Annotated in this window: 24 protein-coding genes; 7 read left to right on the forward strand and 17 right to left on the reverse strand. The window is 32.2% G+C overall.

Annotated features, from left to right (window positions below):
* Positions 1 to 52 precede the first annotated feature (52 nt).
* The 14 genes from QZZ53_RS00350 to QZZ53_RS00415 form a co-directional block, all read right to left on the reverse strand.
* Positions 53 to 691, reverse strand: a complete 639-nt coding sequence (locus tag QZZ53_RS00350) for a DUF2490 domain-containing protein (RefSeq protein ID WP_296380336.1) — start codon at positions 689 to 691, stop codon at positions 53 to 55.
* A 43-nt stretch (positions 692 to 734) separates the two neighbouring features.
* Entirely contained in the window at positions 735 to 2,303 is a 1,569-nt protein-coding gene (locus tag QZZ53_RS00355; RefSeq protein ID WP_296380265.1) for a SulP family inorganic anion transporter, read from the reverse strand.
* 86 nt (positions 2,304 to 2,389) lie between these two features.
* Entirely contained in the window at positions 2,390 to 2,638 is a 249-nt protein-coding gene (locus QZZ53_RS00360; RefSeq protein WP_296380267.1) for a hypothetical protein, read from the reverse strand.
* 98 nt (positions 2,639 to 2,736) lie between these two features.
* Positions 2,737 to 3,495 (reverse strand): tetratricopeptide repeat protein, encoded by a 759-nt coding sequence (locus QZZ53_RS00365; RefSeq protein WP_296380269.1) that lies wholly within the window; start codon positions 3,493 to 3,495, stop codon positions 2,737 to 2,739.
* Position 3,496: 1 nt separating this feature from the next.
* On the reverse strand, positions 3,497 to 5,257 hold the full coding sequence (locus QZZ53_RS00370) for a BatD family protein (protein WP_296380271.1): 1,761 nt from the start codon (positions 5,255 to 5,257) through the stop codon (positions 3,497 to 3,499).
* Positions 5,258 to 5,279: 22 nt separating this feature from the next.
* Complete coding sequence (locus QZZ53_RS00375) at positions 5,280 to 6,116, reverse strand: BatD family protein (RefSeq protein ID WP_296380273.1); 837 nt, start codon at positions 6,114 to 6,116, stop codon at positions 5,280 to 5,282.
* A 77-nt stretch (positions 6,117 to 6,193) separates the two neighbouring features.
* Positions 6,194 to 7,024 carry an aerotolerance regulator BatC gene (locus tag QZZ53_RS00380; RefSeq protein WP_296380276.1) on the reverse strand — a complete coding sequence of 277 codons (831 nt, stop codon included), beginning with the start codon at positions 7,022 to 7,024 and terminating at the stop codon, positions 6,194 to 6,196.
* A gap of 1 nt (position 7,025) precedes the next feature.
* Positions 7,026 to 7,529 carry a hypothetical protein gene (locus QZZ53_RS00385; RefSeq protein WP_296380278.1) on the reverse strand — a complete coding sequence of 168 codons (504 nt, stop codon included), beginning with the start codon at positions 7,527 to 7,529 and terminating at the stop codon, positions 7,026 to 7,028.
* Positions 7,530 to 7,618: 89 nt separating this feature from the next.
* Positions 7,619 to 8,659 carry a VWA domain-containing protein gene (locus tag QZZ53_RS00390; RefSeq protein WP_296380279.1) on the reverse strand — a complete coding sequence of 347 codons (1,041 nt, stop codon included), beginning with the start codon at positions 8,657 to 8,659 and terminating at the stop codon, positions 7,619 to 7,621.
* Entirely contained in the window at positions 8,652 to 9,656 is a 1,005-nt protein-coding gene (locus QZZ53_RS00395; protein WP_296380339.1) for a VWA domain-containing protein, read from the reverse strand. Before QZZ53_RS00395 ends, QZZ53_RS00390 begins: the two co-directional genes overlap by 8 nt.
* Complete coding sequence (locus QZZ53_RS00400; RefSeq protein ID WP_296380280.1) at positions 9,656 to 11,368, reverse strand: hypothetical protein; 1,713 nt, start codon at positions 11,366 to 11,368, stop codon at positions 9,656 to 9,658. The genes QZZ53_RS00395 and QZZ53_RS00400 overlap by 1 nt, the downstream gene beginning before the upstream one ends.
* 14 nt (positions 11,369 to 11,382) lie before the next feature.
* Entirely contained in the window at positions 11,383 to 12,249 is an 867-nt protein-coding gene (locus QZZ53_RS00405) for a DUF58 domain-containing protein (protein WP_296380341.1), read from the reverse strand.
* A 95-nt stretch (positions 12,250 to 12,344) separates the two neighbouring features.
* The gene (locus QZZ53_RS00410; RefSeq protein WP_296380282.1) at positions 12,345 to 13,346 is read right to left on the reverse strand and encodes a MoxR family ATPase; all 1,002 of its coding nucleotides are present in this window, start codon (positions 13,344 to 13,346) and stop codon (positions 12,345 to 12,347) included.
* Between the two features lie 178 nt (positions 13,347 to 13,524).
* The gene (locus QZZ53_RS00415) at positions 13,525 to 14,094 is read right to left on the reverse strand and encodes a DUF4382 domain-containing protein (RefSeq protein WP_296380284.1); all 570 of its coding nucleotides are present in this window, start codon (positions 14,092 to 14,094) and stop codon (positions 13,525 to 13,527) included.
* Positions 14,095 to 14,198: 104 nt separating this feature from the next.
* Here QZZ53_RS00415 and QZZ53_RS00420 point away from each other — a divergent pair, with 104 nt between their 5' ends.
* A complete protein-coding gene (locus QZZ53_RS00420) occupies positions 14,199 to 15,062 on the forward strand; it encodes an aldo/keto reductase (protein ID WP_296380286.1) in 864 nt (287 codons plus the stop codon).
* A 79-nt stretch (positions 15,063 to 15,141) separates the two neighbouring features.
* Positions 15,142 to 16,275, forward strand: a complete 1,134-nt coding sequence (locus QZZ53_RS00425; RefSeq protein WP_296380288.1) for an ATP-binding protein — start codon at positions 15,142 to 15,144, stop codon at positions 16,273 to 16,275.
* Positions 16,276 to 16,498: 223 nt separating this feature from the next.
* Here the strand turns inward: QZZ53_RS00425 and QZZ53_RS00430 are convergent, their stop codons facing one another.
* From QZZ53_RS00430 to QZZ53_RS00440, 3 genes are all read right to left on the reverse strand, one after another.
* On the reverse strand, positions 16,499 to 17,686 hold the full coding sequence (locus QZZ53_RS00430; protein ID WP_296380290.1) for a DUF1501 domain-containing protein: 1,188 nt from the start codon (positions 17,684 to 17,686) through the stop codon (positions 16,499 to 16,501).
* Between the two features lie 2 nt (positions 17,687 to 17,688).
* The gene (locus QZZ53_RS00435) at positions 17,689 to 19,062 is read right to left on the reverse strand and encodes a DUF1800 domain-containing protein (protein WP_296380292.1); all 1,374 of its coding nucleotides are present in this window, start codon (positions 19,060 to 19,062) and stop codon (positions 17,689 to 17,691) included.
* 364 nt (positions 19,063 to 19,426) lie between these two features.
* On the reverse strand, positions 19,427 to 20,980 hold the full coding sequence (locus QZZ53_RS00440; RefSeq protein ID WP_296380294.1) for an aldehyde dehydrogenase family protein: 1,554 nt from the start codon (positions 20,978 to 20,980) through the stop codon (positions 19,427 to 19,429).
* 121 nt (positions 20,981 to 21,101) lie between these two features.
* Here QZZ53_RS00440 and QZZ53_RS00445 point away from each other — a divergent pair, with 121 nt between their 5' ends.
* The 5 genes from QZZ53_RS00445 to QZZ53_RS00465 all read left to right on the forward strand — a co-directional run bounded on the left by QZZ53_RS00445 (position 21,102) and on the right by QZZ53_RS00465 (position 25,297).
* Positions 21,102 to 22,160, forward strand: a complete 1,059-nt coding sequence (locus QZZ53_RS00445) for an isoaspartyl peptidase/L-asparaginase (RefSeq protein ID WP_296380296.1) — start codon at positions 21,102 to 21,104, stop codon at positions 22,158 to 22,160.
* A gap of 107 nt (positions 22,161 to 22,267) precedes the next feature.
* Complete coding sequence (locus tag QZZ53_RS00450) at positions 22,268 to 23,035, forward strand: DUF6090 family protein (protein WP_296380298.1); 768 nt, start codon at positions 22,268 to 22,270, stop codon at positions 23,033 to 23,035.
* A gap of 39 nt (positions 23,036 to 23,074) precedes the next feature.
* On the forward strand, positions 23,075 to 23,842 hold the full coding sequence (locus QZZ53_RS00455; protein ID WP_296380301.1) for a hypothetical protein: 768 nt from the start codon (positions 23,075 to 23,077) through the stop codon (positions 23,840 to 23,842).
* Positions 23,843 to 23,870: 28 nt separating this feature from the next.
* The gene (locus QZZ53_RS00460) at positions 23,871 to 24,578 is read left to right on the forward strand and encodes a DUF6090 family protein (RefSeq protein WP_296380303.1); all 708 of its coding nucleotides are present in this window, start codon (positions 23,871 to 23,873) and stop codon (positions 24,576 to 24,578) included.
* 35 nt (positions 24,579 to 24,613) lie between these two features.
* Positions 24,614 to 25,297, forward strand: coding sequence for a DUF6090 family protein (locus QZZ53_RS00465; protein WP_296380305.1), 684 nt, complete (start codon positions 24,614 to 24,616; stop codon positions 25,295 to 25,297).
* The last annotated feature ends 146 nt before the right edge of the window (positions 25,298 to 25,443 follow it).

Below are 25,443 nucleotides of genomic sequence, written 5' to 3' on the forward strand. Positions count from 1 at the left end.
TATTAATTAACTTAAATTTAAAAAAATTAACCTTTTTAAATTCATCTTTAGCTTAGAAATTAACGAACGCAATCAGATTAATTTGATCTCTTCCTGAGGTTTCAAAAAACTGATTCATATAACCTAGTTCTAGCCTAAGGTTTTCTGAGAACTTATATCCCAAACCACCATAGACTCTATTTCTATCAAATACAAATGATCTCGTATTTAAAAATATCTCATTATAAATTGAAAGATACAAAGGATTTTTTCTCTCTTCTTTATATTGCAATGGGATATTAATTCCTAGAAAATAACGCAAACGCATTTTAAAATCATCTTCTACAAAACGCTGTTCAAAACGGTAACGATGGCTTAAACCTACTTTACCTAGACTTTGCTTTGTTGCAAATTGCTGAAAAATACGATGTTCATTTACAGTTACTTTATCATCAGTTTCACTTATATAATTTTTAGATAAAATATAGCCATAACCTAGTAATAGGTTACTATTATCAGTAATGTTATAACCTAATCCTGTGCGCAATAGCAACTGCTCTAAATCACCAGCAGCATTGTAATTTCTGTATTGCACTTCGTTGTGGATATTCCATTTTTTATTGAGCTTTTTATTACCAATATAAATGAGCCAATTGCCCAGATTATTATCTTGAGCCTCTATCTTATTTGGGTGAAAAAACATCAAAAGCATTATTGACAGAATACCTAACTTTAAAGATTTCATAGTTTTGATATTATGCGATTTTTGGTCTTAGTTTAAAAAATTCAATAAAACTATCTGGGTTTTCAACAATTCCTCTTTCTGAAATTAAATTTATATCAATATTTCGTTCTTTAGCTTTAAAAGCAAAATCATCTAAAATTTCAATAATATCATTATCTAAATATCTTGTTTTAGTAACATCGAGTTCTAAATAGGAATCTTTAGGTAATGCATCTAATTCTTTAAGAATTGCTCCTTTATTAAAAAATGTTACTTCTTCAGCCAAGGTCATTTTTATTTTTCCATCATCAATATCTTCTCCTTCTTTATGCAAGAAGTGTGAGTTTTGAAAACTTTTAATCAAAATCACAACAACTCCAACAGTTAAACCTAAACCAATTCCCCATAATAAATCGATAAAAACAATCCCAAAAACTGTAACTGTAAACGGAATTGACTGTTTCCAACCTAAGTCGTACATCTTTTTAAATAATGATGGCTTTGCTAATTTATAACCGACGATTAAAAGTACTGCCGCTAATACAGACAATGGAATCATATTTAATAACCTAGGAATTAATATCACAGAAATTAATAATAAAAACCCATGAATAATAGCAGACATTTTACCTCTACCACCAGATTGTATGTTAGCAGAGCTCCTCACAATAACTTGTGTAATTGGTAGTCCTCCAATTAAGCCCGATAAGACATTTCCTGTTCCTTGAGCCAATAACTCTCGGTTGGTTGGTGTTACGTTTTTATGAGGATCTAATTTATCTGTAGCCTCAACACACAATAGCGTCTCTAAACTAGCAACTAATGCAATAGTAAAAGCCACAATCCAAACTTCAGGATTGGTAATAGCTGAGAAATTTGGAAAACTAAATTGCCCAATAAAAGAATCAAAACCATCTGGTACTGGTACGCTAACTAAATGTGATTCTGCGATGGCTAAGCTTTCATTAGATTGTGTTACAACAAAGAAAATAATTCCTAAAACAACTGCTACTAATGGTCCTTGTACTATTTGAAAAATTTTCCCCTTTTCAGAAAGCACATTACTCCACAACAACAAAATTCCCAATGCTATTAATCCTATCAATGCCGAACCTGGTTGAATATGATTTATTGTATTTAGTATTTGAGATAGCGTACTTTCTCCACTCCCTTTAAAAAGTGTGAATGCTTTATCATAACCGAAAAAGTGAGGTATTTGCTTTAGGATTATAATAATTCCGATACCTGTAAGCATCCCTTTAATTACTGATGACGGAAAATAATACCCAATGATTCCAGCCTTCAAGACACCAAAAAGCAATTGAATAATTCCACCTAAAACAACAGCAACCAAGAAATTTTCATAACTCCCTAAAGTGCCTATTGCTGTTAATACGATGGCTGCTAAACCGGCAGCTGGACCACTTACACCTATTTTAGAACCACTTAAAGATCCAACTACAACACCTCCAATAATTCCGGCTATTAAACCCGAAAATAGTGGAGCTCCACTGGCTAATGCAATCCCTAAACATAAGGGTAATGCAACAAAGAATACGACAATGCTCGCTGGCATGTCATTTTTTAAAGTTTTAAACATTTATAAATTCATTTAAGCTAAAGAGTAATCTCAATAGCAAATTTTCAATAATTTTTTTTAGACAGATTTTGTCCGATTTCTAAAAATTATGAAATGAATTCGGGAGGTGGTGAAATTAAATTAAGATGTGGTTTAGGATAAGTTTTAAAGGTATATCCTATAAGATTACCATTTGTTTTAATAACAAAATGATTATCGGAAAGCTCTAAGTTGTTTTCGAAAAGAAGTTTTAGATTTTCACTTTCTTCCTCTTCTTCACCTATGCCAAAAAAACAAGAAATATCTACAGAGTCATCAATAGATGTAATGACTGTAGGAGCTGAAATTATTGCCATAAATAATATGGTAAAAAAAATAGCTGCTCTATATTTGGTGCTTTTCTGCATAAGCGGCAAATATAGTATTAAGAAATTAACAAACTGTTAAATAATTTCTAAAAATCCCTCAACAATTTAATGTCTTTTGAAGCTATCCATCCTGTAGAATTATCTGGTAACTGTATCTTTTTCCAATCGTCATAAGTTTCTAAAACCTGAATTTTAGTGCCTTCATGAAGCCTAAATATTTCTTCTGAAGTCTTATTAGCTTCAGATTTTACTCTGCTTTCTTGAACAAATACTATTGCAGGATTGTCTTTCTTATCCAAGTGCTCCTTTTGAAATGCCATTGCAACAGAAAAGCATGCGATTAATAAACTTAAAACGCTAGTTACAAATGCAATTCGCTTTTTTGATGTTGCATAAGAGAAATGGTACATTAAAAAAAGTAACACAAACAAAATGACTCCGCCAATTGCAATTTTTGCCCAAGTATCTTTTTTGAAGGTCTTAACTACATTATTTATAATTCTTGCAAAACCAACTTTTGGCACTTTATCAATAGCATCAATCGTCATGTTTTGCGCAAAGACCAAGTTGTTTTCTATTTCTGTATCGTTTGGATTGAGCTGCAACGCTTTTTCATAATAATAGATGCTTGGCGCAATATTATTAAGCTTGTAGTTAGCATTAGCAAGATTGAAATACAACTCTGAAGAATGCATATCTGATTCTAAAATAGATTCATACTTATCTATTGCTTCAGCATATTTGCCTTCATTATACAACCCATTAGCTTGCTCAAAAACCTGATCATTTTGAGCGAATCCCAATAGACTAACACAACATATCAAAAGACCTATAATCGTTCTCATATTATCTTAATTGTTTATCTATTAATGAGATTGTTGTTGCAGATTTCTCATAATCATTCTGCATAGTTACTTGCGTTATTGGTGTATAACGTGCCAATTCGCAATTCTCTAAAATTGAAATAAACTCTAAAATTACATTACTTTCAACATTACGCTCTGTGAGTAGTTTTTCAATCTTTTCTTTATTAAAATCGCTAGTCTCAATATTTAATTTGGCTTTTAAATAATTATGCAATGCTTTTTCTAAAGCAATATAAAAAGCTTCTTTTTTTCCTAGTGCTTTTTTGGCTGCACTTAAATATTTTTTAGCCAATCGATCTGCTTTTCTAAGACGATTTCCTTGTACATCTGCATTGCGCTCATCTAGTTTCTTTCTAATTATAATAGCTAAAGGAATTGCTAAAAATGGAAATAACAACAACGACCAAAATTTTGTTGATTTAAAGAACGGTTGACTAGTAATATTAGACCAATTTGATGATGTTTTTATAAAGGCAAATGCATTTGTGTTTGGTCTAACTATTTGTTTGGTACCTGATGATGGTTCATCATTAGCTGCGGTAGGACCTTCTAAAACATTGATAATAATTTCATCGGAAGAGATACGCTTATAACTTTCAGTCTTTATATCAAAATAAGAGAAAGAAATTGTTGGCACAGGATATTTCCCTCTGTATTGTGGAACAATGGTATATGTATCTGAAATAGTCCCTTGCATTCCGGCTAAGTTGGTGCGTACATTTTCTTTATGCTCAGGCTCATAGACTTCTAGAGAACTTGGCACTGTTAACTTTGGCAACTCAAATAGTTTAAGATTTCCTTTTCCTGCGACTTGTATCTTTGCTTGAAGTGATTCTGTTGCATTCAATTGGCTCTTGGTTGTATTTACTCTAAAAGAAAAATCACCAACTGCGCCCTTAAAGTCTGAAGGCTTACCTTCTTCAGGTAATGCTTTCACATGTATTGTTCTACTACCAGCTGTTACCGTTTTAGGTACTTTTGTCATTAATTGACGACCAAAGATATCTGCTCTGCCAGATGGCACTTCTACTGTAATATCTAAAACTAGAGGTTCTAATTTTAGTTTACCTGTTTTTTGAGGATATAATACCGTTTTACGGAGCACTACATAGCGGTAATCTTCGCCTTTATATTTCCCTTTCTGAATATTATGTCCCCTAATTTCTATATTCTGACTCCAAAAATCATTATATCTTGGATTGTCCTTTTCTCTCCAATTACTCACACCTGTTTCTGCCGAAACATATAACTTATAAACAACCGTTAAAGCTTCATTTAAATACGGATTTGTTTTAGATACTTCAGCAACCAAATGAATGTTTTCTGATGCGACATCTGAAGCATCTGGAGGACCATTAGGTCTGTCAACAGCAGCCGTAACATTGATTGTTATCGGAAAGGTCTTATACGTTTCTCCACCAATCTCAATTGTAGCTTGTTTAATTGTGAATTTTCCACGCTTTTTAGGTGCTAAAAAATAACTGTAGGTTTTAGCATAAGATCGTTTTCCGTTTGCCCAAGAATTACTCACTGACGTATTTGGACCTCCAACAACTGTAAAACCTTTAAAGCTAGGCGGTACAAAGTTGTCTCCATCTTGGTTCATTTCAAAATCTATTCGCAAACGTTCGTTTACTCCTAATTTCTTCTTACTCACTTTAGCTTCAAACTTAACTTGTGCTGAAGCTATACTTGTTGCAAGTATTAGGAATAGAATTGATATGTGTTTTGTGAATTTCATTACATAAAATAATTTTCAATAATCAAATAACATTAATTATGACATTTTCTGTTTTAATTGTTTTAATCACTTTTTCCATTATACGACGACCAAATTCATCTTTTCTATGAGAAGGAATTTCTGCTTTGATTTTGAGAACATATGGTGGGATTACAAATTTTCCCTTTTGCTTTGCCTTTAATATCAGTTTTTTTATAACGGTTGATCTATACCTTGCTTTTTTATAAATTTTATTTTTTATTTTAACTTCATGAGACTTAATATACTCAATATCAAAATCCTTATTTTTAGATTCTTTTTTTTCTTGAAAACCAGAAATACCAATTTCTGGAGATACATAAAGCTTATAAACAATAATGCATGAATCTTTTACTTTTATCATTGATTCTGATGCTTCTGCTACTATATGAATTCCTTTATTAAATTTTGAATCTACTGTTTCTTCATCTTTTGTTTCCTCGACTTCTACTTCTGAGTAATAGAAATCCTCTTCTATTACCTCAATTTCTATAGTCTTGGTCTTGTATAAGTTTTTATTAAAAATTAAACAAGCTTCACCAATTAAAAACTTGCCTGCTCTCTTAGGAACAACCCGATAATAAATAGCTTTTTCATATCCATTTATTATTGCTTTTATAGAATCATTTGCGACAGCTATCCTTTTATTCATTATTATAAACTCCTTGAAATCTGGAGGAGTAAATTTGGCTGAATCAATATTAGTTACAAAATAAACATCGAAATACTCATTCATACCAACTTTTTCCTTACTCACTTTAGCTTCAAACTTAACTTGTGCTGAAGCTATACTTGTTGTAAGTATTAGGAATAAAATTAATATGTGTTTAATAACTTTCATTTTTATTTAATGCCTATAAAATTTAAAGAATATAGTAACTGAATAACTACAAGCTGAACACTAAACTGTAACTGATTTTACCAGTCTTTCTCTGTTTTTATTTTAGTCCCTTTTTGTTTTTCGGCATTTATCTTTTGCTGAACTTTTTGTTCTTGATTTTGCATAGCATCTAAAATATTCTTTATCTGCTGAGGAGACATTTGCCCAGGTTTTGGTTTGGGTTTTTGATTCTTATCTTTTTTCTTGTCATCTCCTTTACCATCATCTTTTTTATCATCCTTAGGCTTCCCTTTTTCATCTTCTTCGTCTTCACCTTCCTTCTTATCCTTATCTCCTTCGTCCTTTTTATCTTTTTCGTCTTCTTTCTCGTCTTCTTTCTTTTGCTCCTCTTCCTTATCCTTTTCTTCTTCTTTATCCTTGTCTTTTTTATCGTCTTCACCACCACCATCTTCTTGTTGGTTGGCACATTCTTTTGCTAAGGCATAATTATAGCGTGACTCTTCATCATTTGGATTATTCCTAAGTGCATTTTTAAAAGCTTCTACAGCTTCTTTACATTTTTTGTTCTGCATTAGAATGTTACCTATGTTATGAAAAGCTCTGTGTTTTTCATCTTTAGTTACTGCATTTTTTGCAGCCTCTTGACTTCTAAATAAAGATTCATTAAAGCTTCCTTTTCTAAAATAAGAATGCGCCAAATTATACGCTCCAACAGCTTTACTTGGGGCTTCAGAAATGGCTTTTCTATATTCCATTTCTGCCTCAACGTAATTGTCTTCTTCAACCAATTCATTAGCTTTGTAAACCAAATTAGTTGCTTTTTTTTCTGCTTTTAATTGTGCTTTCTCATCTTGTGAGAATCCCGAAAACCCAATTAAAAATGCAATAAGTAGTGTGTAAATTTTCATCTTACTCATTTTTTAATTTAAACACCGTTTGTAGATAAATCGCCTCCCATTTATCATTAATATAACTGCCTACAGTGAATTTATATTTGGAATCATCCATGTACTCCCAACAATCTGTAACTGTTGCGTCTCCATACTTATATTGATACCATATATTTCTATCTTTTATTTGAACTGTGCCTTTGGTCACTCCTCCAAATACATCAAATTCCCAAAATTCAATTTTGTCTTCTACAGAGTTATATTGTCTAATTCCATGATTTCTATTACCATACTCCGTTTGCTCTTTGTTGATATACCCTTTGGAATCTGCTACAACAATAGATTTATTTAAGTTAAACGTATAACTTACTTCTTGTTTAAACTTACTTCCATTAGACCATTCTCCTTCAGCAATCCATGTCTTGTTCACTAAATTTTCAAAATCCAGTAATTGATTGTTTTGACCAACTCCTAAAAGTGGTATTAAAACCATTAAAAACCAGCATTTCTTTATTTCAATCATTATTCATTTTAAAATTAGCAAACGCCTTTGTTAATTAGCGTTAAAGAAAATCTAAAACTTAAAAGTTTTAATTCGTACGACAATAATCTTTATATATATGTTTCATTAAAAAGGTTCAACTTCTTAAGCCATTCTGTTTTTCTTTCTAAAAAGAATATATCTATAAACAGCAACAGAATTCCCAACCCTAAAAACCATTGAAACTGATCTTTAAAATCTGCAATTTGTTTAGATTCAAATTCTTTTTTGTCCATTTTAGCTAACACATCTTTAATTGTATCAACTACTTCTGCAGTATTGCTTCCATTAATATAAACTCCATCGGTTTCTTCTGCTATCTCTTTTAAAGTCGTTTCGTCTAAACGTGTAATTACAGTTTCACCTTTATTGTCCTTCTTATAATTTAATACAACTCCATTTCGTTTTATTGGGATTGGACCACCTTTAATATTACCAACTCCAATAGTCAATATTCTAATCCCTTCATCATTAGCTTCTTCTGCGATATCTACGGCTTCACCACCATGATCTTCACCATCTGAGATAATAATTAGGATTCTATTGGTTTGCTCTTCGTCATCATAATACGTTTTTGCTAATTGAATCGCTTCATGAATTGCTGTACCTTGTGAAGACAACATATCTGTATTCATGTTTTGTAAAAACATTTTAGCAGACGCATAATCCGTTGTAATTGGTAACTGCGGAAATGCTTTACCTGCATAAGCAATAATACCAACGCGATCGCTAGCTAAACTATTAATAATTTGAGTAACAAGTTGTTTTGATTTTTCTAATCGATTTGGTGCAATATCTTCCGCAAGCATACTTTTAGAAACATCAACCGCAAAAACAATATCTACTCCTTGACTTCGAACAGTTTCTAGTTTGGTTCCTATTTTAGGATTTACCAATGCCAATGACAAACATGCAAATGCACCACACAATACTAAAACCTTTAAGACACTTTTAAAAAAAGACTGATTAGGACTTAAACGTTTCAATAATCCACTATCTGCAAACTTTTTTTGTGCAGAACGCCTCCATATCTGAAGAAATATAAACAACAAAATAATCACTGGAATAACCAGTAATGTCCAAAACCATATTTTTTCGTCGAGTCTAAACAAAGCTTCTAAATATTGTATTTCTTAATAGTAATTCAATTAATAAAAGTAAACCAGCTAAAAGTACTAGAGATCTATATTTCTCATCGTAGTTGTAATACTTCTTTTCTTCTATTTCTGTTTTTTCTAGCTTATTTATTTCGTCATAAATCTCAGCTAACTTCTTGTTGTTCGTTGCTCTAAAATACTTTCCACCTGTAACCTCGGCAATTTCTTTTAGCAGCTTCTCATCAATTTCTACTTGCTGACGACCATATCTAAATGATCCGTTTGGGTTTATCGCAATTGGAGATAATGCCATTCCATTAGTTCCTAATCCTATCGTGTAAACCTTGATTCCATATTCCACAGCAAGTTCACTTGCAATTTTCGGGTCAATAAATCCAGAATTATTAACTCCATCAGTAAGAAGGATAATCACCTTACTCTTAGCTCTACTGTCTTTTAAACGGTTTACCGAAGTTGCTAATCCCATACCAATGGCTGTTCCTCCTTCAATTATAGTATTGTATTTTATGTCTCTGAGCGATCGTTGTACAATAGATTTATCGCTTGTAATTGGTGTTTTTGTATAAGCTTCACCTGCATATTCAACCAAACCAATTCTATCATTTGGACGACCATCTATAAAATCTGCGGCGACTTCTTTTAAAGCCTCAAGTCTATTTGGTCGTAAATCCTTGGCTAACATACTTGCTGAAACATCAATAGACATCACAATATCTATTCCTCGAGTTGTTTTGGTTTTTGTAGACACATCAACTGTTCTTGGTCTTGCCAAAGCTGTTATTAATAATCCCAAAGCAATTAAACGTAATGCAAAAAGCAAATGCCTAAGTTTTGACCATATTGATGATGATATCTTAAATCCTTTAATACTCGATATTCTTAACTCAGCGGTTTGCTTGTTATGCTTAAAAACGTACCAAACTACTGCTATTGGCAAAAGCAATAACAACCAGAATAACTCTTTATTTAAAAATTCTATATTCTCAAACATCATTCTTCACCTTCGTTAGCTACTTGTTCATCTGACTTAAGTTCTATTGAATCTATAATACGCTGTACCATTTCATCTGCATAAGTATCGTCTGCAGGCCATGTTAAGATAATCTGTTGAAGTACATTTTCATTTGAAAACATAAATAATGCATATTCAGCATTCATCACGTAATCCGTATTTGGTACTTTAATATTTAATGTTCCATAAGTCTTTAAGCCTTCGGCTGCATTTGGTGTATTAAACTTTTCTCTTTTTACGGTTATATCAGTTGCTCCTTTAGACTCAAATCCTTTAATGCTTAATTCTGAAACTTTTAATAAATCGAATGTTGGGTTTTTGGTCTCCTTGGTTTGAGCTTCTTGCTTAGGTACATTAAGTGTTGTAGTATTAATGGCTACACTAAAAACATCTAATAAGGTTCCATAAACAAATGTTGTCATTGTCATTTGTTCTTTTGCTTCTTCTGGAACTGGCGAATCCACACGTTTTAAAACTTTTGGCGTTTCTATCCAAACTGGCGGAAATCCATAAGCACTTTCTACCCAATTACCTTCTAAAAGCTCTTTACTTTCGTGGCCTATAATTGTATCTTTTACATAACTAAATCCGTACTTGATTCCGAAACCAACGAAAGTTGCAATAAGGAGGAAAACAGAAATAGCAACCGTTAAAATGACTTTTCGACGCTTCTTTTTACGCTCTTGATCTTCTTTGTATTGTTGATTTAATAATTTTTCTTCTTCTGTTGGCTCTGGTAAACTTTCCTTTACATGATCTATTTCTTTATTAATAGTCGCTTTATCCATTTCAGCAAGTGCTGTGTCTGGTGCTGACTTCGCAAATTTTACCAAATCGGCACGCTTTAAAATAGATTCGAGGTTTTTAATTGTATCTTTTGACAATGGAATCTGGTTACCATCTTTTAACAAAATCAATCTACTTATTAATTCGTCTGTAGTACTTTCTAAAGCGCGATCATAAACTTTTTCGTCTAAATATTTTCTTATTATAAAAGTCAATTCAGAATAATAGTCTTTTACTTCTGAACGGATTAGATATTGACTTTCATCTAATTTTTGTAAGGCTAATTTTGCTCTGTCGTAAGGTGGTAATAAGGCTATCTCTTCTTCCTCAGTTAAAGGTTTTTTTCGCCATATAAACCAATACAATAAGAAAGCAACTAAAGCTATTGCTAACAATATACCAAGCAACCATTTCCACCAATTGCTTCCAGTTTTTTCAACTTCAATGATAGGCTTAATGTCGTATAGCTTCTGCTTTGTGGTATCAACTACAATGGTATTAACATCTATACGGAGAGAATCTGTAAAAAATGATTTCTCGTCAATGATGATTTTTTGTCTTGGAATAATATATGAACCAGAATCAAATTGCGTGAGTTTATATATTCTCGATAATAAAAACTTAGCGTCCTTTTTAGTAGTATCTATTTTTAAGGCTTCAACGGCTTCTAGTGGCATAAAGGTTTGCCCTTCGGGAAAGACAACTAAGGCAGATGAATCTGCTTCAACTTTTATTTTATAGTTGATTTGCTCACCGATTCGTATTTTGGTCGTGTCAATTTCGGTTTTTACTTGAGCAAATGCTGAAAAAGAAAGGAAAAAAAAGAAAAGAGAGAATAAACCAAAGACGGATGACCGAAGACGGATGACCAAAATTCTATTATTATATCTAAAATCGTATTTCATTAACCTAAAACCGTTTATCCTCTTCCTTTAAAATATCCTAATAACTTCTTTACGTAGCTTTCATCTACACGACAATCAATTGTACCTGCGCCAGATTTTGTAAATGTATCTTTAAAGTAATTCACTTTATCAGCATAAAACTTACCATAATTCTGTCTCACTTTTTTAGAACTTGTATTTACTAACATTAACTCACCACTTTCTTCATCTTCCATCTGTACCATTCCAAGATTTGGAATTGCTTCTTCGTGCTTATCGTAAACTCTTATTCCTGTAATATCGTGTCTGCCTGCAGCAATTTTTAGATTCTGCTTATAATCGTCTGCAATAAAATCTGATAACACAAAAACAATCGCTTTCTTTTTCATCACATTAGATAAAAACTTAAAGGCTTCAGCTACATTAGTGTTTTTGCTTTTTGGCTTGAACTCTAATAACTCTCTAATAATTCTGAGTACATGAGAGCGTCCTTTCTTTGGTGGAATATATAATTCAATCTCGTCTGAAAATAAAATCAATCCGATTTTATCATTATTCTGAGTCGCAGAAAACGCTAAAGTTGCAGCAATTTCTGTAACAATCTCATCTTTAAACTGATTCTTGGTTCCGAATAACTTACTACCAGAAACATCTGCCATCAACATCATCGTCAGCTCGCGTTCTTCCTCAAAGACTTTGATGTATGGTTCTCTAAAACGTGCAGTGACATTCCAATCTATATTTCTTACATCATCACCATATTGATATTGACGGACTTCAGAAAAAGTCATACCACGACCTTTGAAGGTTGAGTGGTATTCGCCTCCAAATATATGATCAGACAAACGACGTGTCTTAATCTCTATTTTTCGTACTTTTTTTAGAAGTTCTTTAGTATCCATTTTCTGTTTCGTCATTCCGCAATTGATGCGGAATCTATCAAATTAAACTTTTGACAAATAATAATGAGATTCCTGCCTGCGCAGGAATGACAATACTATGGTACTTCGATTTCGTTTACAATCTTGTTGATAATGTCTTCTGAAGTAACATTTTCAGCTTCGGCTTCATAGGTAATACCTATTCTGTGACGCAATACATCGTGCACTACAGCACGAACGTCTTCTGGAATTACATAACCTCTTCTTTTAATGAAGGCATAACATTTTGCAGCAGTCGCTAAATTGATACTACCACGAGGAGATGCTCCAAAAGAGATTAAAGCTTTTAAATCACCTAGTTTATATTTTTCAGGATAACGTGTGGCAAAAATGATATCTAGAATATATTTTTCAATCTTTTCATCCATATAAACTTCGCGAACTGCTTCTTGAGCACTCAAAATCTGAGCTACTGAAACTACAGGATTCACTTTATCATATGACCCTTTTAGGTTCGCTCTTACTATTTGCTGCTCATCATCTATTGTCGGATAATCAATAACAGTTTTCAACATAAAACGATCTATCTGAGCTTCTGGCAAAGGATAAGTTCCTTCTTGTTCAATAGGATTTTGCGTTGCCATTACTAAGAAAGGCTTATCTAAAATGAACGTTTCATCTCCAATAGTCACTTGCTTCTCTTGCATCGCTTCTAGTAAAGCCGACTGCACCTTGGCTGGTGCTCTGTTAATCTCATCTGCTAAAACGAAATTAGCGAAAATCGGACCTTTCTTAATCGTAAAGTCATTCTCTTTTATATTATATATCAGTGTACCAACAACATCAGCAGGCAATAAATCTGGTGTAAACTGTATTCTACTAAAACTTGCGTCTATGGCTTTAGAAAGTGTATTAATTGCTAAAGTTTTTGCTAATCCAGGTACACCTTCTAATAAAATATGACCTTGACCAAGCAATCCAATTAGCAAACGTTCTATCATGTGTTTTTGCCCTACAATAACCTTATTCATTTCCAAGGTTAATAAGTCTACAAATGCACTTTCTTTTTCTATCTTTTCGTTAATTGACTTTATATCAATTGTACTCGTTGCTTCCATTATTTTAAGGGTTTATGAACGAAACTATTTTTAGTAACTTTTTCGAGGATGCAAAATGTTAAAATTATTCGTTAGTTGCTGTTAACAATTGGTTAAAAAAAAGAGTAATACCGAAGTATTACTCTTTTATCTTTCAGAACTCGCCTAAGCGAGTTCTATTAATCATGGATTAGGATAATTAATATTGAATTTGTCTTATTTCTGTATAAAGTTTTGGGTTTAAAATCATCATACTTTCATCTTCATTATAACTTACCGATTTATCGATATCAATGTCAATAATAAAGTCATAAAAACGATTCTTAACCAATTCTGTTCTTACCAAATTTGAAGGTGTTGCATTCCCTAAATTTGAAACATCTAAACTATGTAGTGTATTATTTAAATCTATAAAATTATTATCACCAAGTACTAATCTAATTTCGTAGATGTAAGTTGATTCTATTTCAAAATTATCGGCTAATAGTAATTCTGAATCTTCTATTAAATCATAAACGTTATAAGTTCCACTATTAATAGCATTTAAGCTTACCCAAGCATTAGATGTACTACCGTTTTCTTTTACTCTTAACTGAACATCTTCTATTTCTACATAGACTTTGTCTAGCTCGCCAGTTGTACTTTTCAATTTCACAGTAATCGCTGTCAAATTATTGTCTGCATTGACATTGTCTTTAGTACAGCTTGTAAAACAAACTAAAATAATAAGGGTAAAAACCAGTGATTTTATAGGTTGTAAATGCTTCATGATTTGGGATATGGAATAATTACAGATCAATGATACTGTAATCCTTAGGTTTTGAGTATTTTTATACACCAATTGCAAAAAAATCCATATAAACAGAAAAAAAAGTGACATATTCTCGATTAATTGCAGGTACGATGACCTGGGGAAGTTGGGGCAAACAGCTCTCAAAAAAAGAAATGGCAGCTTTAATGCACCATTGCATATCTAATAACATCACAACCTTTGACCATGCGGATATTTATGGCGCTTATACCACAGAAATTGATTTCGGAAAGTCTTTTATCGAATCTGGTATAAAACGTGAAGACGTTCAGCTAATTTCAAAATGTGGTATTCAATATGTTTGTGATAATCGCGACAATAAAGTAAAACACTATAACTATAGTAAAGATTACATTATTTGGTCCGTAGAGGAATCTTTAAAGAATCTAAACACGGAGTATCTAGATTTATTGTTGTTACACAGACCTAGTCCATTGATGGTTGCCGAAGAAATTGCTGAAGCTATTACCATTTTAAAAAAAGACGGAAAAATTAGAGACTTTGGTGTATCTAATTTCACACCTTCGCAAATGGAAATGATTAGTTTGCGAATGGATATTGATGTCAATCAGATTGAATTTTCACTCACACAACATTCTGCAATGCATGATGGCACTTTAGATTATATGATGACTAGTGGCATAAAACCAATGGCTTGGTCTCCTTTGGGATCTGTATTTAAAGAAGATAACGAACAAACCAGACGCATCCATAAGCAACTCGGAGAATTAATGGATAAATACAATGCTACTGAAGACCAGTTATTATTAGCTTGGACTTTAAAACATCCATCTGGTATTCATCCTGTGGTTGGTACTACAAATAAAGATAGATTAAAATTAGCAGTCGAAGCGCAAAAAATTGATTTAGAATTAGAAGATTGGTTTTTAATTTCAGTCGCTTGTCAAGGACATAAAGTGCCTTGATTTGGTTTGTCGTTGTTTATTAAATTGATTGCATTAAAGATTTCAAAATAATAAAACTCCTGCTTTCGCAAGAAGTGTCATGATTAACAAAAGGCTTCTCATAAAACATCTACTAGCTCACAACGATGAGAACAGTTTCTACGACAAAAAACGAAAAATAGATATTGGTTTTAAAGAAGGAAAAGCTAAGTTCTTAAAACATATTTGTGCGCTCTCAAATAGCAACCCTAAAAACAACTCATATATTGTTATTGGAGTGCAAGACGAGGATAACAAAATAATTGGTGTCGATTTTTTTGACGACAGTAAAATTCAGAATCTTATCAATGCATATCTCTCTAATCCACCAATAGTACAATACGAAAATATTCCGTTTCCACATTTACCAGATGATAAAGTCGTTGGCTTAGTCACCATAAGACCTATTGATCAAATTACCTCACTAAGAAAAAACATTTGGAAATATTTCGGAGGCTCAGTATTCTTTAGAGACGGCAGTATGAGTATGCCAAAGGTTTTTGATATCGAAATTAAAGACGTTAACTCTAAGATTGTTTCAGCTATTGAAAATCATGCACAGAATAATATTAAACTCACTTTAGATGGTGTCTTTGATTTTATGAATAAGCGGCAAGATTTTAATCCACAATACAAAGTATTTAAAGAATATTTTGTATTGTGTTGGTCTGGAGATAAAAAGCACATTAAAGATGAAACCTTCTTTTCTAGAGTAGATATAGAATTAATTAATGAACAAGTGCGTCTATTTTATTCAGCATTAGATGAAGTCGCAATTTCCTATACAGAAGATTCCTTTAAGATTGTTGAATATGTGAGACTTGGCCTTCAGCAATCCTATAAATATTATAAGTTAGAAGAAAAAACGATTCACTTTGATAATAATGCTAATTATTCTATTGAAGCACATTTAATTTTTGAACCACCTCAATTTGATAAAAAGGTGTTGCATCACATTTATAATAGCAATAATGCAATTCTAGAAAAGCTTGAAAAAAATAGCTCTCTTGCAGAACATGAGATTAATGATTTACAAAATCTAGCTGCAAGTTATTTAATATGCTATCTCAATGGTTTTGAAGATGCTTTACCAAAACTCGAATATGCTAAACCGTATATTAAAAAGCGAGGTTCTAGTCTTTACAACTCTTATAAAGAGACTATTAGAATTTTAAGAAAAGTGAAGTATAGCTAGTTTATCGGAATTTGATGAGATTTTACCCTTGTTTTTTGCATCTTACCGAAGGTTGTATCAAAACACTACAGATTATACATTTTTTTTGACCATTCATCATAAATTTTGTGGACGATAGAATTTATTCTAGATATTTGTAGTGCTATTAATCAATTATATAACCTTGTTTCACTCGATTTAACTTCGAATCTGAAACAAGGTTTATTATTTCAATTAGGTTACGTTATATAAAATTAAGCTTGTCAAAAGAATTATTTAAAATCGTAATGTCATCTGCTTTTAGCCATTCACTTAAAATAGTAGCATAAATAGTTCTAAAATCAATTTCGTACTTTAAATCTCCATTATCATCTAAATCATTAAGACTTGTCAGATTATTATAGAAACCAGCTTTCTTTAGGTTTTTACCCATAATAAATACATTGTTTGCTGCTCCATGATCAGTACCAGTAGCTGCGTTTTGTTTAACACGTCTTCCAAATTCAGAGAAGGTTAAAATCAAAGTATCTTCAAAAGTGTCATTACGTTTTAAATCTTTTACAAAAGCTGAAACGCTATTAGCATACTGAGATAATAGTCGCTTTTGCCTGTTAGGTTGATTTGCATGCGTATCAAAACCACCTAATGATGTATAAAAAACTTTCGTTTCTAAACCAGAATTAATGAACTGCCCAACATTTTTAAGCTGCTTAGCAAATTTGTTTTGTGGATATTCTTCTTGAGATAATTTTACCTTGGTATTCTCATAAATATAGTTGGCAGAAGACTTTGCTTCTATCATCGTTTGGTATAAATAACCTAAATTATGCTCACTCAAATGTGCATCGTTATAACGATTGAGTACATTTTTAAAATATGGATCTTTAGAGGTATTGTATAATACTTTATAATCGCTAGTTGCGATGCCATTAAAGTGCTCTCCCTTCATGGCTAAGCTTAATTGCTCATCCATTTCTATGGCGTTGTATGGGTTTTCTCCATTCGCATCTAAATAACGTCCTAACCAGCCACTTTGAAGATATTCGTCCGAACCACTAGCAGTTTGCCAAATATCCATAGATCTAAAATGTGATCGAACAGGATTTGGATAACCCACATTATTTATAATAGACATTTCACCATTATCAAATAATGATCGTAAAGGTGCTAAACTTGGATGAAATCCTAAATCGTCATTTAGTTTTATAATATCTTTTGTAATCGCTAAACGTGGTCTAGCATTATAATAAATATCATTATTATGCGGAATTATAGTATTTAATCCATCATTACCTCCTGCGAGTTGAATGATGACGAGTCGCTTATAACCTAAGCGTTCTGCTGCAACAGATTCGAATGCCTTTACAAAACTAGGAACAAAAAATAAGCTACTAGCTAATGTCGAATTTTTTAAAAATTTACGTCTATCCATAATTAACACATTTGATATTCTGGTAATGACATTAACTGAATACAATAATCTTGTTTCGATTTTTTATTCAACGTTTCTAGATAGTCTGCTGTACCTTTGTTTATGGTTCCCTGAATAACATAAGTGTCAAGATCTTCTGTTTTTACCGACTTAAAGTTTTTAGAAAATGTATCCCAATCTGGCAACACTTTAAAGGGTAGTTTCCTTTTATTTCGCTTAAAATACTTCTCTCTAAAACTATCGCTAAAATCGCCATGTTCTTTTAAAGAAATTATCGCATTATTAAGCATTAGCGAAGGCAATTTTAATCTTACCATAATAGTATTTGCATCAATCCATCCTTTGTCACCTTTCCAGCCGGCAACATTTGGTGGATCTAATAACGTTTGTCCTAATAACTTCTGAATTTTAAGAATATCCTTTTTTCTTTCAAACTTAATAGGCACTGTCTTTGCCATTCCTACCAAGTACTCAACAGGAGATTTTATCTTAGCACCAATATTTTTTTCATCATAAAACCAATCCGATAGCAAAACATATCGCATCAAGCTTTCTATATTATAGTCTTTAAAAAACACATTTGTCATGGCTTCGACATGCTTTTTATTTGGAATAGGATTCACAAAATAGCGATATATTTTTTCAGAAATGAAACGTGCGCATTGCTTATTTTCTAGTATAATATCAATGATATCATCACCTGAAAAATCACCTGTTTTACCAAAAAACGTTTTTTGGCCACTATGGTGCTGACGTTCTCTCATCACAAAATTGCCTGTAAAATTGTGACTATAACCTGAAAATGCTTTTGCACTTTCTTTAATATCTGTTTCAGAATAATGACCTTCTCCCAAAGTAAATAACTCCATTAACTCACGTGCAAAATTTTCATTAGGCTTATTCTTTCTGTTTTGCTTCCCATTTAAGTATCTAAGCATTGCCGTTTCCTTAGAAATGGCTTTTACAAACGTTCTAAAATCTCCTAAAGCATGCTTTCTTAAGGTATTATTATAATTCTGAATATATACAATATTGTTGTCTTTGCAGACAAAATGATTGGCCCAAAACAAGGTTATACGCTCTCTTAGCAATGTTTTTGATGTTACCAATTGGTATATCCAAGCGTAGTTGAGCTCCTTAATCTTTTTGGTATTCTGTTCGCGGACTTCTTTGGCTAACTTCGGATTATCTTTTATTTTTTTATAAGTAATATCATTGAAATATGAAACATTAACGTTTAAAGTAGAAATAGACTCGGAGTCTTTAAAAAGTGTATTGACAACATTTTTTCTGCTTCTATTAATAGACTTATATTCTGCAGGATTTAGTCCAAACCCGACACGCCAATATAAATGCTGAAGTTCTTTATGGTTCATAATCTATTAGACTTATTTCATTGCTGAAGGTTTAATAAATCTTATAAAATTACTTTATAGATTTGGTGCTATCAGTAACAATGTAGGCAAAAAACCGAATAATGCAATTAAAAACCGCTGCTTATTTTTTTTGAAAACGAAAAACAAAATAATTGGACGTACTGAAGACAATATGGTATAGATGATTGTGGCGAACCAATATCCTGATAGAATGAGGTAATAAAAAGTTCTTATGTCTTCATCAAAATAGGCTACAAAATTAGTAATTATAAAGCTAATTGCTAATAAACCAAAACCTTGTTTTCATTGCATAAAAAAACCGTTTCAAATTGAAACGGTTTTAAAAGTATTATATTTTACAATCTTATAAATCAAATTTAATCCCTTGTGCTAAAGGTAATTCGTCTGAATAGTTAACTGTGTTAGTCTGTCTTCTCATGTATACTTTCCAGGCATCAGATCCAGACTCTCGTCCACCACCAGTTTCTTTCTCACCACCAAAAGCTCCACCAATTTCAGCACCAGATGTTCCGATATTTACGTTAGCAATTCCACAGTCAGAACCAGCATACGATAAGAATTTTTCAGCTTCTTTCATTTCGTTTGTCATAATAGCAGAAGACAAACCTTGCGCAACACCATTTTGTTTGTCAATAGCATTTTCAACGTCTCCTGAATATTTCATTAAATATAAAATAGGAGCAAAAGTTTCATGTTGTACAATTTCAAAATGATTTTCAGCTTCAATAATCGCTGGTTTTACGTAGCATCCAGATTCGTATCCTTCACCTTCTAAAACACCACCTTCAACCAATACGTTTCCGCCTTCAGCTTTTGCTTTTTCAATTGCAGCTAAATAGGTATTTACAGCATCATGATCAATTAATGGACCAATATGATTCTTTTCATCTAATGGATTACCAATCGTTAATTGACCATAAGCACCAACAATTGCATCTCTTACTTTATCGTAAACAGATTCGTGAATAATTAAACGACGTGTAGATGTACAGCGTTGACCACAAGTACCAACAGCACCAAACACAGCACCAGGAACTACTACTTTTAAATCGGCAGTTGGTGTAATAATAATAGCATTGTTTCCACCTAATTCTAATAAAGACTTACCAAAACGTTCAGCAACTGTTGCTCCAACGATTCTTCCCATTCGAGTAGAACCTGTAGCAGAAATTAGAGGAATTCTAGAATCTGTAGTCATCATTTCTCCAACCTTATAATCTCCATTAATAATACAAGAAATACCTTCTGGTAAATTGTTTTCTTTTAAAATTCCAGCAATAATATTTTGACAAGCAACAGAGCATAAAGGTGCTTTTTCAGATGCTTTCCAAACACAAACATCACCACAAATCCATGCTAAAGCTGTATTCCAAGCCCAAACAGCAACAGGGAAATTAAATGCTGAGATAATACCAACTACACCAATTGGGTGCCATTGTTCTCTCATAACGTGTCCTGGACGTTCAGATGGAATTGTTTGACCATTTAACTGTCTAGATAAGCCAACTGCAAAATCACAGATGTCAATCATTTCTTGTACTTCGCCATAGCCTTCTTGCAAAGATTTGCCCATTTCGTAAGAAACAAGTTTTCCTAAAGGTTCTTTTAAGTCTCTTAATTTGTTTCCAAATTGACGAACAATTTCTCCACGTTGAGGTGCAGGCATATCTCTAAAAGATAAAAATGCTTTAGTTGCAGCATCCATTACTTTATCGTAATCTGCTCTTGTGGTCGTTTTTACCTTACCAATTAATTTACCATCTACAGGAGAATACGATTCAATTATATCCCCATTTGAAAAGTTATTTGAACCTGTAGAAGTCCCATCATTTAAGTCTTTAACACCTAACTGTTGTAAAGCTTCTTTTATTCCGAAATCGGTAGCGACTGCTTCCATATATGCTTGTTTTTTATGAATTATTAAATTTCGATGCGAAGTTACTAATAAAAAGCCAATATTTCTTGAAGTGACAGTTGTAAAAATGTAACTTTAAAGCACTTATAAATTCCATCTAATCATGAAAAATTTCATTCCTTGTATTTTACTTGTTTTAATCTGTTTTACTTGTAAAAACAATGAAGCTTATGAAGCTGAAACTAAAGTTGAAAAACCAGAATTTGCCATAGTAATCCACGGTGGAGCAGGCACGATTTTAAAAAAGAACATGACACCTGAGCGCGAAGCAGCTTACAAAGCAAAACTAAAAGAAGCTATTAGTGTAGGTTATGAGATTTTAAAAAATGGAGGAAGCAGCTTAGATGCCGTTGAAAAAACGATCAATGTTATGGAAGATTCACCACTTTTTAATGCAGGTAAAGGAGCAGTTTTTACCAATGCCGAGACTAACGAATTAGATGCATCTATAATGGACGGAAAAACACTTAATGCTGGTGCTTCGGCTGGTACAACAACTGTTAGAAATCCGATTAATCTGGCCAGAACAGTTATGGAAAAATCAAAACACGTAATGCTTTCTGGTAAAGGAGCTGAAATCTTTGCGCAAGAGCAAGGCTTAGAAATTGTTACGTCAGATTATTTTTTTACAGAAAACCGCTTTAAGTCTCTAAAACGTGTTAAAGAACGTGAAGCTAAAAAAGAAGGTAAAATTGATACAGAATCTGCCTATTTAAATTTCTATGATGCAGATATCAAAGATTCTAAATTCGGTACCGTTGGTTGTGCGGCTTTAGACAAAAATGGCAATTTGGCTGCTGGCACATCAACAGGAGGTATGACAAATAAACGTTGGGGACGTGTTGGAGATGCGCCAATTATTGGCTCAGGCACTTATGCTAACAATGCAACTTGTGCAGTATCCAGCACAGGTTGGGGAGAATATTTTATAAGAGCTCAAGTAGCACATGATATTTCTGCACTGATGGATTACAAAGGTTTGTCATTACAAGAAGCTGCAAGACTTGTTATCCAAGAAAAAGTGCCAAATTTAGGTGGTGATGGAGGCATTGTTGCTGTAGATAAAAACGGTAATATGGTTGCAGAGTTTAATACAGCCGGTATGTATCGTGCTACTATGAATGATAAAGGTGAATTAACTATTGGTATTTATGAGAAATAATTGCTTGTAGTGACTTTTTGAAACATATTACTATCTTTAAACATATATAGTTAACCAACCTCAACTACAACCATAAACCTAATTTGCTTTCAACCTAAAGAAAGTAAATGATTAAATTTTTTAGGCGATTTCGCCAGCAACTTCTTTCCGATAACAAATTTTCGAAATACTTTATCTATGCCATTGGCGAAATTGTCCTTGTGGTTATTGGTATTCTTATTGCATTACAATTGAATAACTACAACGAAATTCTAAATGAAAATAATTTAGAAAAGAAAGCAATTAATAATCTAAAATTAGATTTTCACTATAATCAAGCCGAACTCGAAAAATCAATAGGGGAACTTAAGGAAACTAGAAAAGCTTGTTATTTAATACTTGACCAAACTGGCAACAAACACCAAGACTCATTTATTATAGATAGTTTACTGCAATTGGTGCCAAGTATTCCTCAATACTTCCCACAAAACGGATTTTTAATGGATCTCATAAGCTCAGGCAAACTTGGTATAATTGAAAATGATAATCTACGAAATAAGCTATCTTCTTGGCTGCCCACTCTAGAGACTATAAAAGATAGAGAAAAATCTGCAGAAAGATTTTCTAATGATATTGTTAGATATATAATTAAAAAAGGTAGTTGGTTAAATTCGGATGAAGTAGGTTCTGATGAAGAGATAACAGTATTAAAAATGCCAAAATCTGGATTCGAAATTGACAACAATAATTTATTGAAGAATATTGAGTTTGAAAATATGATTGAAAATCAAATTGTCTACTTATCCTTATTATTCAACAGACAAGGAATATGTCTAGAACTGAATAAAGAAATAATTAAACTTTTAGAAACTGAAATAACAAAAGACGAACCCTAAATAATGATTAAATTCTTCAGGAAAATTAGATACAACCTCATGGAAACAGGAAAAATAGGCAAATACTTTAAATACGCCATTGGCGAAATTATTCTAGTGGTGATTGGGATTCTCATTGCACTTCAAATTAGTGATTGGAATGTCAATCGCCTAAATGACAATTTAGAATCACAATATTATATACGGCTTTTAGAAGATTTAAAGGAAGAATCAGCAATTATTCAAGCGACTTTAAATTACTCAACTCAAGTTAGTTTACACGCCAAAAATGCCATTGCGGTTTTTGAGAATTCCGAAGAAATGAATTCTAATCCTGTTGATAATTTAGTCGATATGTATCAAGCAAGTCAAATGCAAGATCCAAATTCTGCAACATCAACCTACAGAGAGCTAATAGCTACAGGTCAAATTAATCTTATTCAGAATGAAAGCTTAAAGACAGCCTTAATACGTTATTATGAAGTTGCCTGGCCTGAAACTGCTGTATTTAAATTACCAAACAGATATAGAGAAAATTTAAGAGGTAAAATGCTCGATGGTATTCAGACAGAAATAAGATCGAAGTGCGGAGATGTTTATATAAAAATAAGAAAAGGTTATGAAGTCGCTTTGCCAAAAATATGTGAGGTCGATATTGATGTTATTTTAGCTCAGTCTGTTGTTGATCTTCTGCGGAAAGATGAGAGTTTAATAAAGGATTTACGATATTTAAAAGGCAATGAAGATGCTAAAATATTACATATGAATTCAACAAATAGGCAGCTCGAAAATCTCATTGCTCAATTAGAAAATATAACCAATGATTAAATTCTTCAGAAAAAGAAGGTACGACCTCATGGAAAAAAACAAAACAGGTAAATACTTTAAATACGCCATTGGTGAAATCGTACTTGTAGTTATAGGTATTCTCATTGCTTTGAGCATTAATAATTGGAATGAAAATAATAAGTTAGATACCAAAAAACAAAGCTATTATCAACAATTGTTAGAAGACTTAAAAAAGGATAAAGAATTTTCAGAAAATACAATTGCTAAGTTTCGTACTCAAAGAAAAACATACGAAGATTATCGTCAAGAATTCTATAAAACTAAATTATCACCTCAAGACGTCAACAAAAATCTTTTTGATTTACATATGGAAGCTTATGGTATATTTTTTAACTCTAGTACGATAGAGACGCTTCAAAATAGTGGGGAAATAGCACTTATTCCTGCCGTATTAAGGAATAAACTAATCGATTTAAAACGTTTTCAAGAACGTATTTCACAAGGTTCTCAAAATAGCAACAGAAGCAAAAACAATGTAACAGAAAGCATATTTATACTTCTTGGACAACTCGATTTAGAAGAACGAATAGAAAAACAAGGAGAGTTAAAAACATTTTTAAACATAGAGGAAAATAGAAAAGAAATAATTTTAGGAATGGAATCTATTCAAGGTTGGAAAAATCATTCCGAAACAACTACAATAAGAGAATTAGAAGAATTACTAAAAGACATAACTATTATTGAAGAACTTATACAAAAAGAAATTAAAGACTAATGATCAAATTCTTTCGGAAAATACGCTACAATCTCATGGAAACAGGAAAAACAGGCAAATACTTTAAATACGCTATTGGCGAAATTATTCTTGTGATGATAGGCATTCTACTTGCATTACAAGTGAGCAATTGGAATGACAAACGCTTAGAAAAGCAAACTTTAAAAAACACGTATGCAATTATTGCTGAAGATTTAAAAAATGATATAGCCGATATCGATCTTATATTAAAAGGGAAAAAAGAAGCTGAGCCAGTTTTCTATAAAATACTGGATGGTTTAATGACCAAAGAAGATTATGACAATTGTAATGGATGTGAATGGCTTATAATTGGTAGTCCAGACCTAACAATTGAAAAGCGAGGCTATAATCTCTTGAATAATTTGAACTCTTCTAAAACTAGTGCAGACAGTTTAACAATTAAAATTGTACAATTTTACACAAAACAACTTACCAAACTTTCTGTCGATGATGATTTGAGAGAAAGAGATATTGCAAACAATGTTAATGATTGGAAGAACAATTATAAATGGTATTCAAACTATATAACCGATCGAAATAATGATGGATTTATAGAATATGCTTTAAATAATCCTGACTATACGAATAGAGTGGCAAATTATTATTTGATTAATTATACGATTTACATTCCAAAACTAGAAGTCTTTAATACTAAAGCACGTGCTATTTTAAAACAATTAGAAGAAAAACTGAAATGATTAAATTCTTTAGACAAATATGCAAATCTTTTGTCATTCCTGCTTAGGCAGGAATGACAAAAACACGCCCAACTTTCTTCACTTAGTGAGCTATAATTCTTAATTTTAAGAACAATTTAACAACAGCCCAAAGTCTAAACACTAAA

Origin of the sequence: Winogradskyella sp., assembly GCF_016744625.1 — a bacterium.
Classification (GTDB): Bacteria; Bacteroidota; Bacteroidia; order Flavobacteriales; family Flavobacteriaceae; genus Winogradskyella.

Excerpts from the sequence above, each read along its gene's own strand:
- QZZ53_RS00445 (WP_296380296.1), top strand. The coding sequence starts at position 21,102 with ATGAAAAATTTCATTCCTTGTATTTTACTTGTTTTAATCTGTTTTACT.
- QZZ53_RS00415 (WP_296380284.1), bottom strand. The coding sequence starts at position 14,094 with ATGAAGCATTTACAACCTATAAAATCACTGGTTTTTACCCTTATTATT.
- QZZ53_RS00425 (WP_296380288.1), top strand. The coding sequence starts at position 15,142 with ATGATTAACAAAAGGCTTCTCATAAAACATCTACTAGCTCACAACGAT.
- QZZ53_RS00385 (WP_296380278.1), bottom strand. The coding sequence starts at position 7,529 with ATGATTGAAATAAAGAAATGCTGGTTTTTAATGGTTTTAATACCACTT.
- QZZ53_RS00435 (WP_296380292.1), bottom strand. The coding sequence starts at position 19,062 with ATGAACCATAAAGAACTTCAGCATTTATATTGGCGTGTCGGGTTTGGA.
- QZZ53_RS00405 (WP_296380341.1), bottom strand. The coding sequence starts at position 12,249 with ATGGATACTAAAGAACTTCTAAAAAAAGTACGAAAAATAGAGATTAAG.
- QZZ53_RS00440 (WP_296380294.1), bottom strand. The coding sequence starts at position 20,980 with ATGGAAGCAGTCGCTACCGATTTCGGAATAAAAGAAGCTTTACAACAG.
- QZZ53_RS00375 (WP_296380273.1), bottom strand. The coding sequence starts at position 6,116 with ATGAAAGTTATTAAACACATATTAATTTTATTCCTAATACTTACAACA.
- QZZ53_RS00360 (WP_296380267.1), bottom strand. The coding sequence starts at position 2,638 with ATGGCAATAATTTCAGCTCCTACAGTCATTACATCTATTGATGACTCT.
- QZZ53_RS00365 (WP_296380269.1), bottom strand. The coding sequence starts at position 3,495 with ATGAGAACGATTATAGGTCTTTTGATATGTTGTGTTAGTCTATTGGGA.
- QZZ53_RS00355 (WP_296380265.1), bottom strand. The coding sequence starts at position 2,303 with ATGTTTAAAACTTTAAAAAATGACATGCCAGCGAGCATTGTCGTATTC.
- QZZ53_RS00455 (WP_296380301.1), top strand. The coding sequence starts at position 23,075 with ATGGAAACAGGAAAAATAGGCAAATACTTTAAATACGCCATTGGCGAA.
- QZZ53_RS00450 (WP_296380298.1), top strand. The coding sequence starts at position 22,268 with ATGATTAAATTTTTTAGGCGATTTCGCCAGCAACTTCTTTCCGATAAC.
- QZZ53_RS00370 (WP_296380271.1), bottom strand. The coding sequence starts at position 5,257 with ATGAAATTCACAAAACACATATCAATTCTATTCCTAATACTTGCAACA.
- QZZ53_RS00380 (WP_296380276.1), bottom strand. The coding sequence starts at position 7,024 with ATGAAAATTTACACACTACTTATTGCATTTTTAATTGGGTTTTCGGGA.
- QZZ53_RS00395 (WP_296380339.1), bottom strand. The coding sequence starts at position 9,656 with ATGTTTGAGAATATAGAATTTTTAAATAAAGAGTTATTCTGGTTGTTA.
- QZZ53_RS00410 (WP_296380282.1), bottom strand. The coding sequence starts at position 13,346 with ATGGAAGCAACGAGTACAATTGATATAAAGTCAATTAACGAAAAGATA.
- QZZ53_RS00400 (WP_296380280.1), bottom strand. The coding sequence starts at position 11,368 with ATGAAATACGATTTTAGATATAATAATAGAATTTTGGTCATCCGTCTT.
- QZZ53_RS00465 (WP_296380305.1), top strand. The coding sequence starts at position 24,614 with ATGGAAACAGGAAAAACAGGCAAATACTTTAAATACGCTATTGGCGAA.
- QZZ53_RS00430 (WP_296380290.1), bottom strand. The coding sequence starts at position 17,686 with ATGGATAGACGTAAATTTTTAAAAAATTCGACATTAGCTAGTAGCTTA.
- QZZ53_RS00350 (WP_296380336.1), bottom strand. The coding sequence starts at position 691 with ATGCTTTTGATGTTTTTTCACCCAAATAAGATAGAGGCTCAAGATAAT.
- QZZ53_RS00460 (WP_296380303.1), top strand. The coding sequence starts at position 23,871 with ATGGAAAAAAACAAAACAGGTAAATACTTTAAATACGCCATTGGTGAA.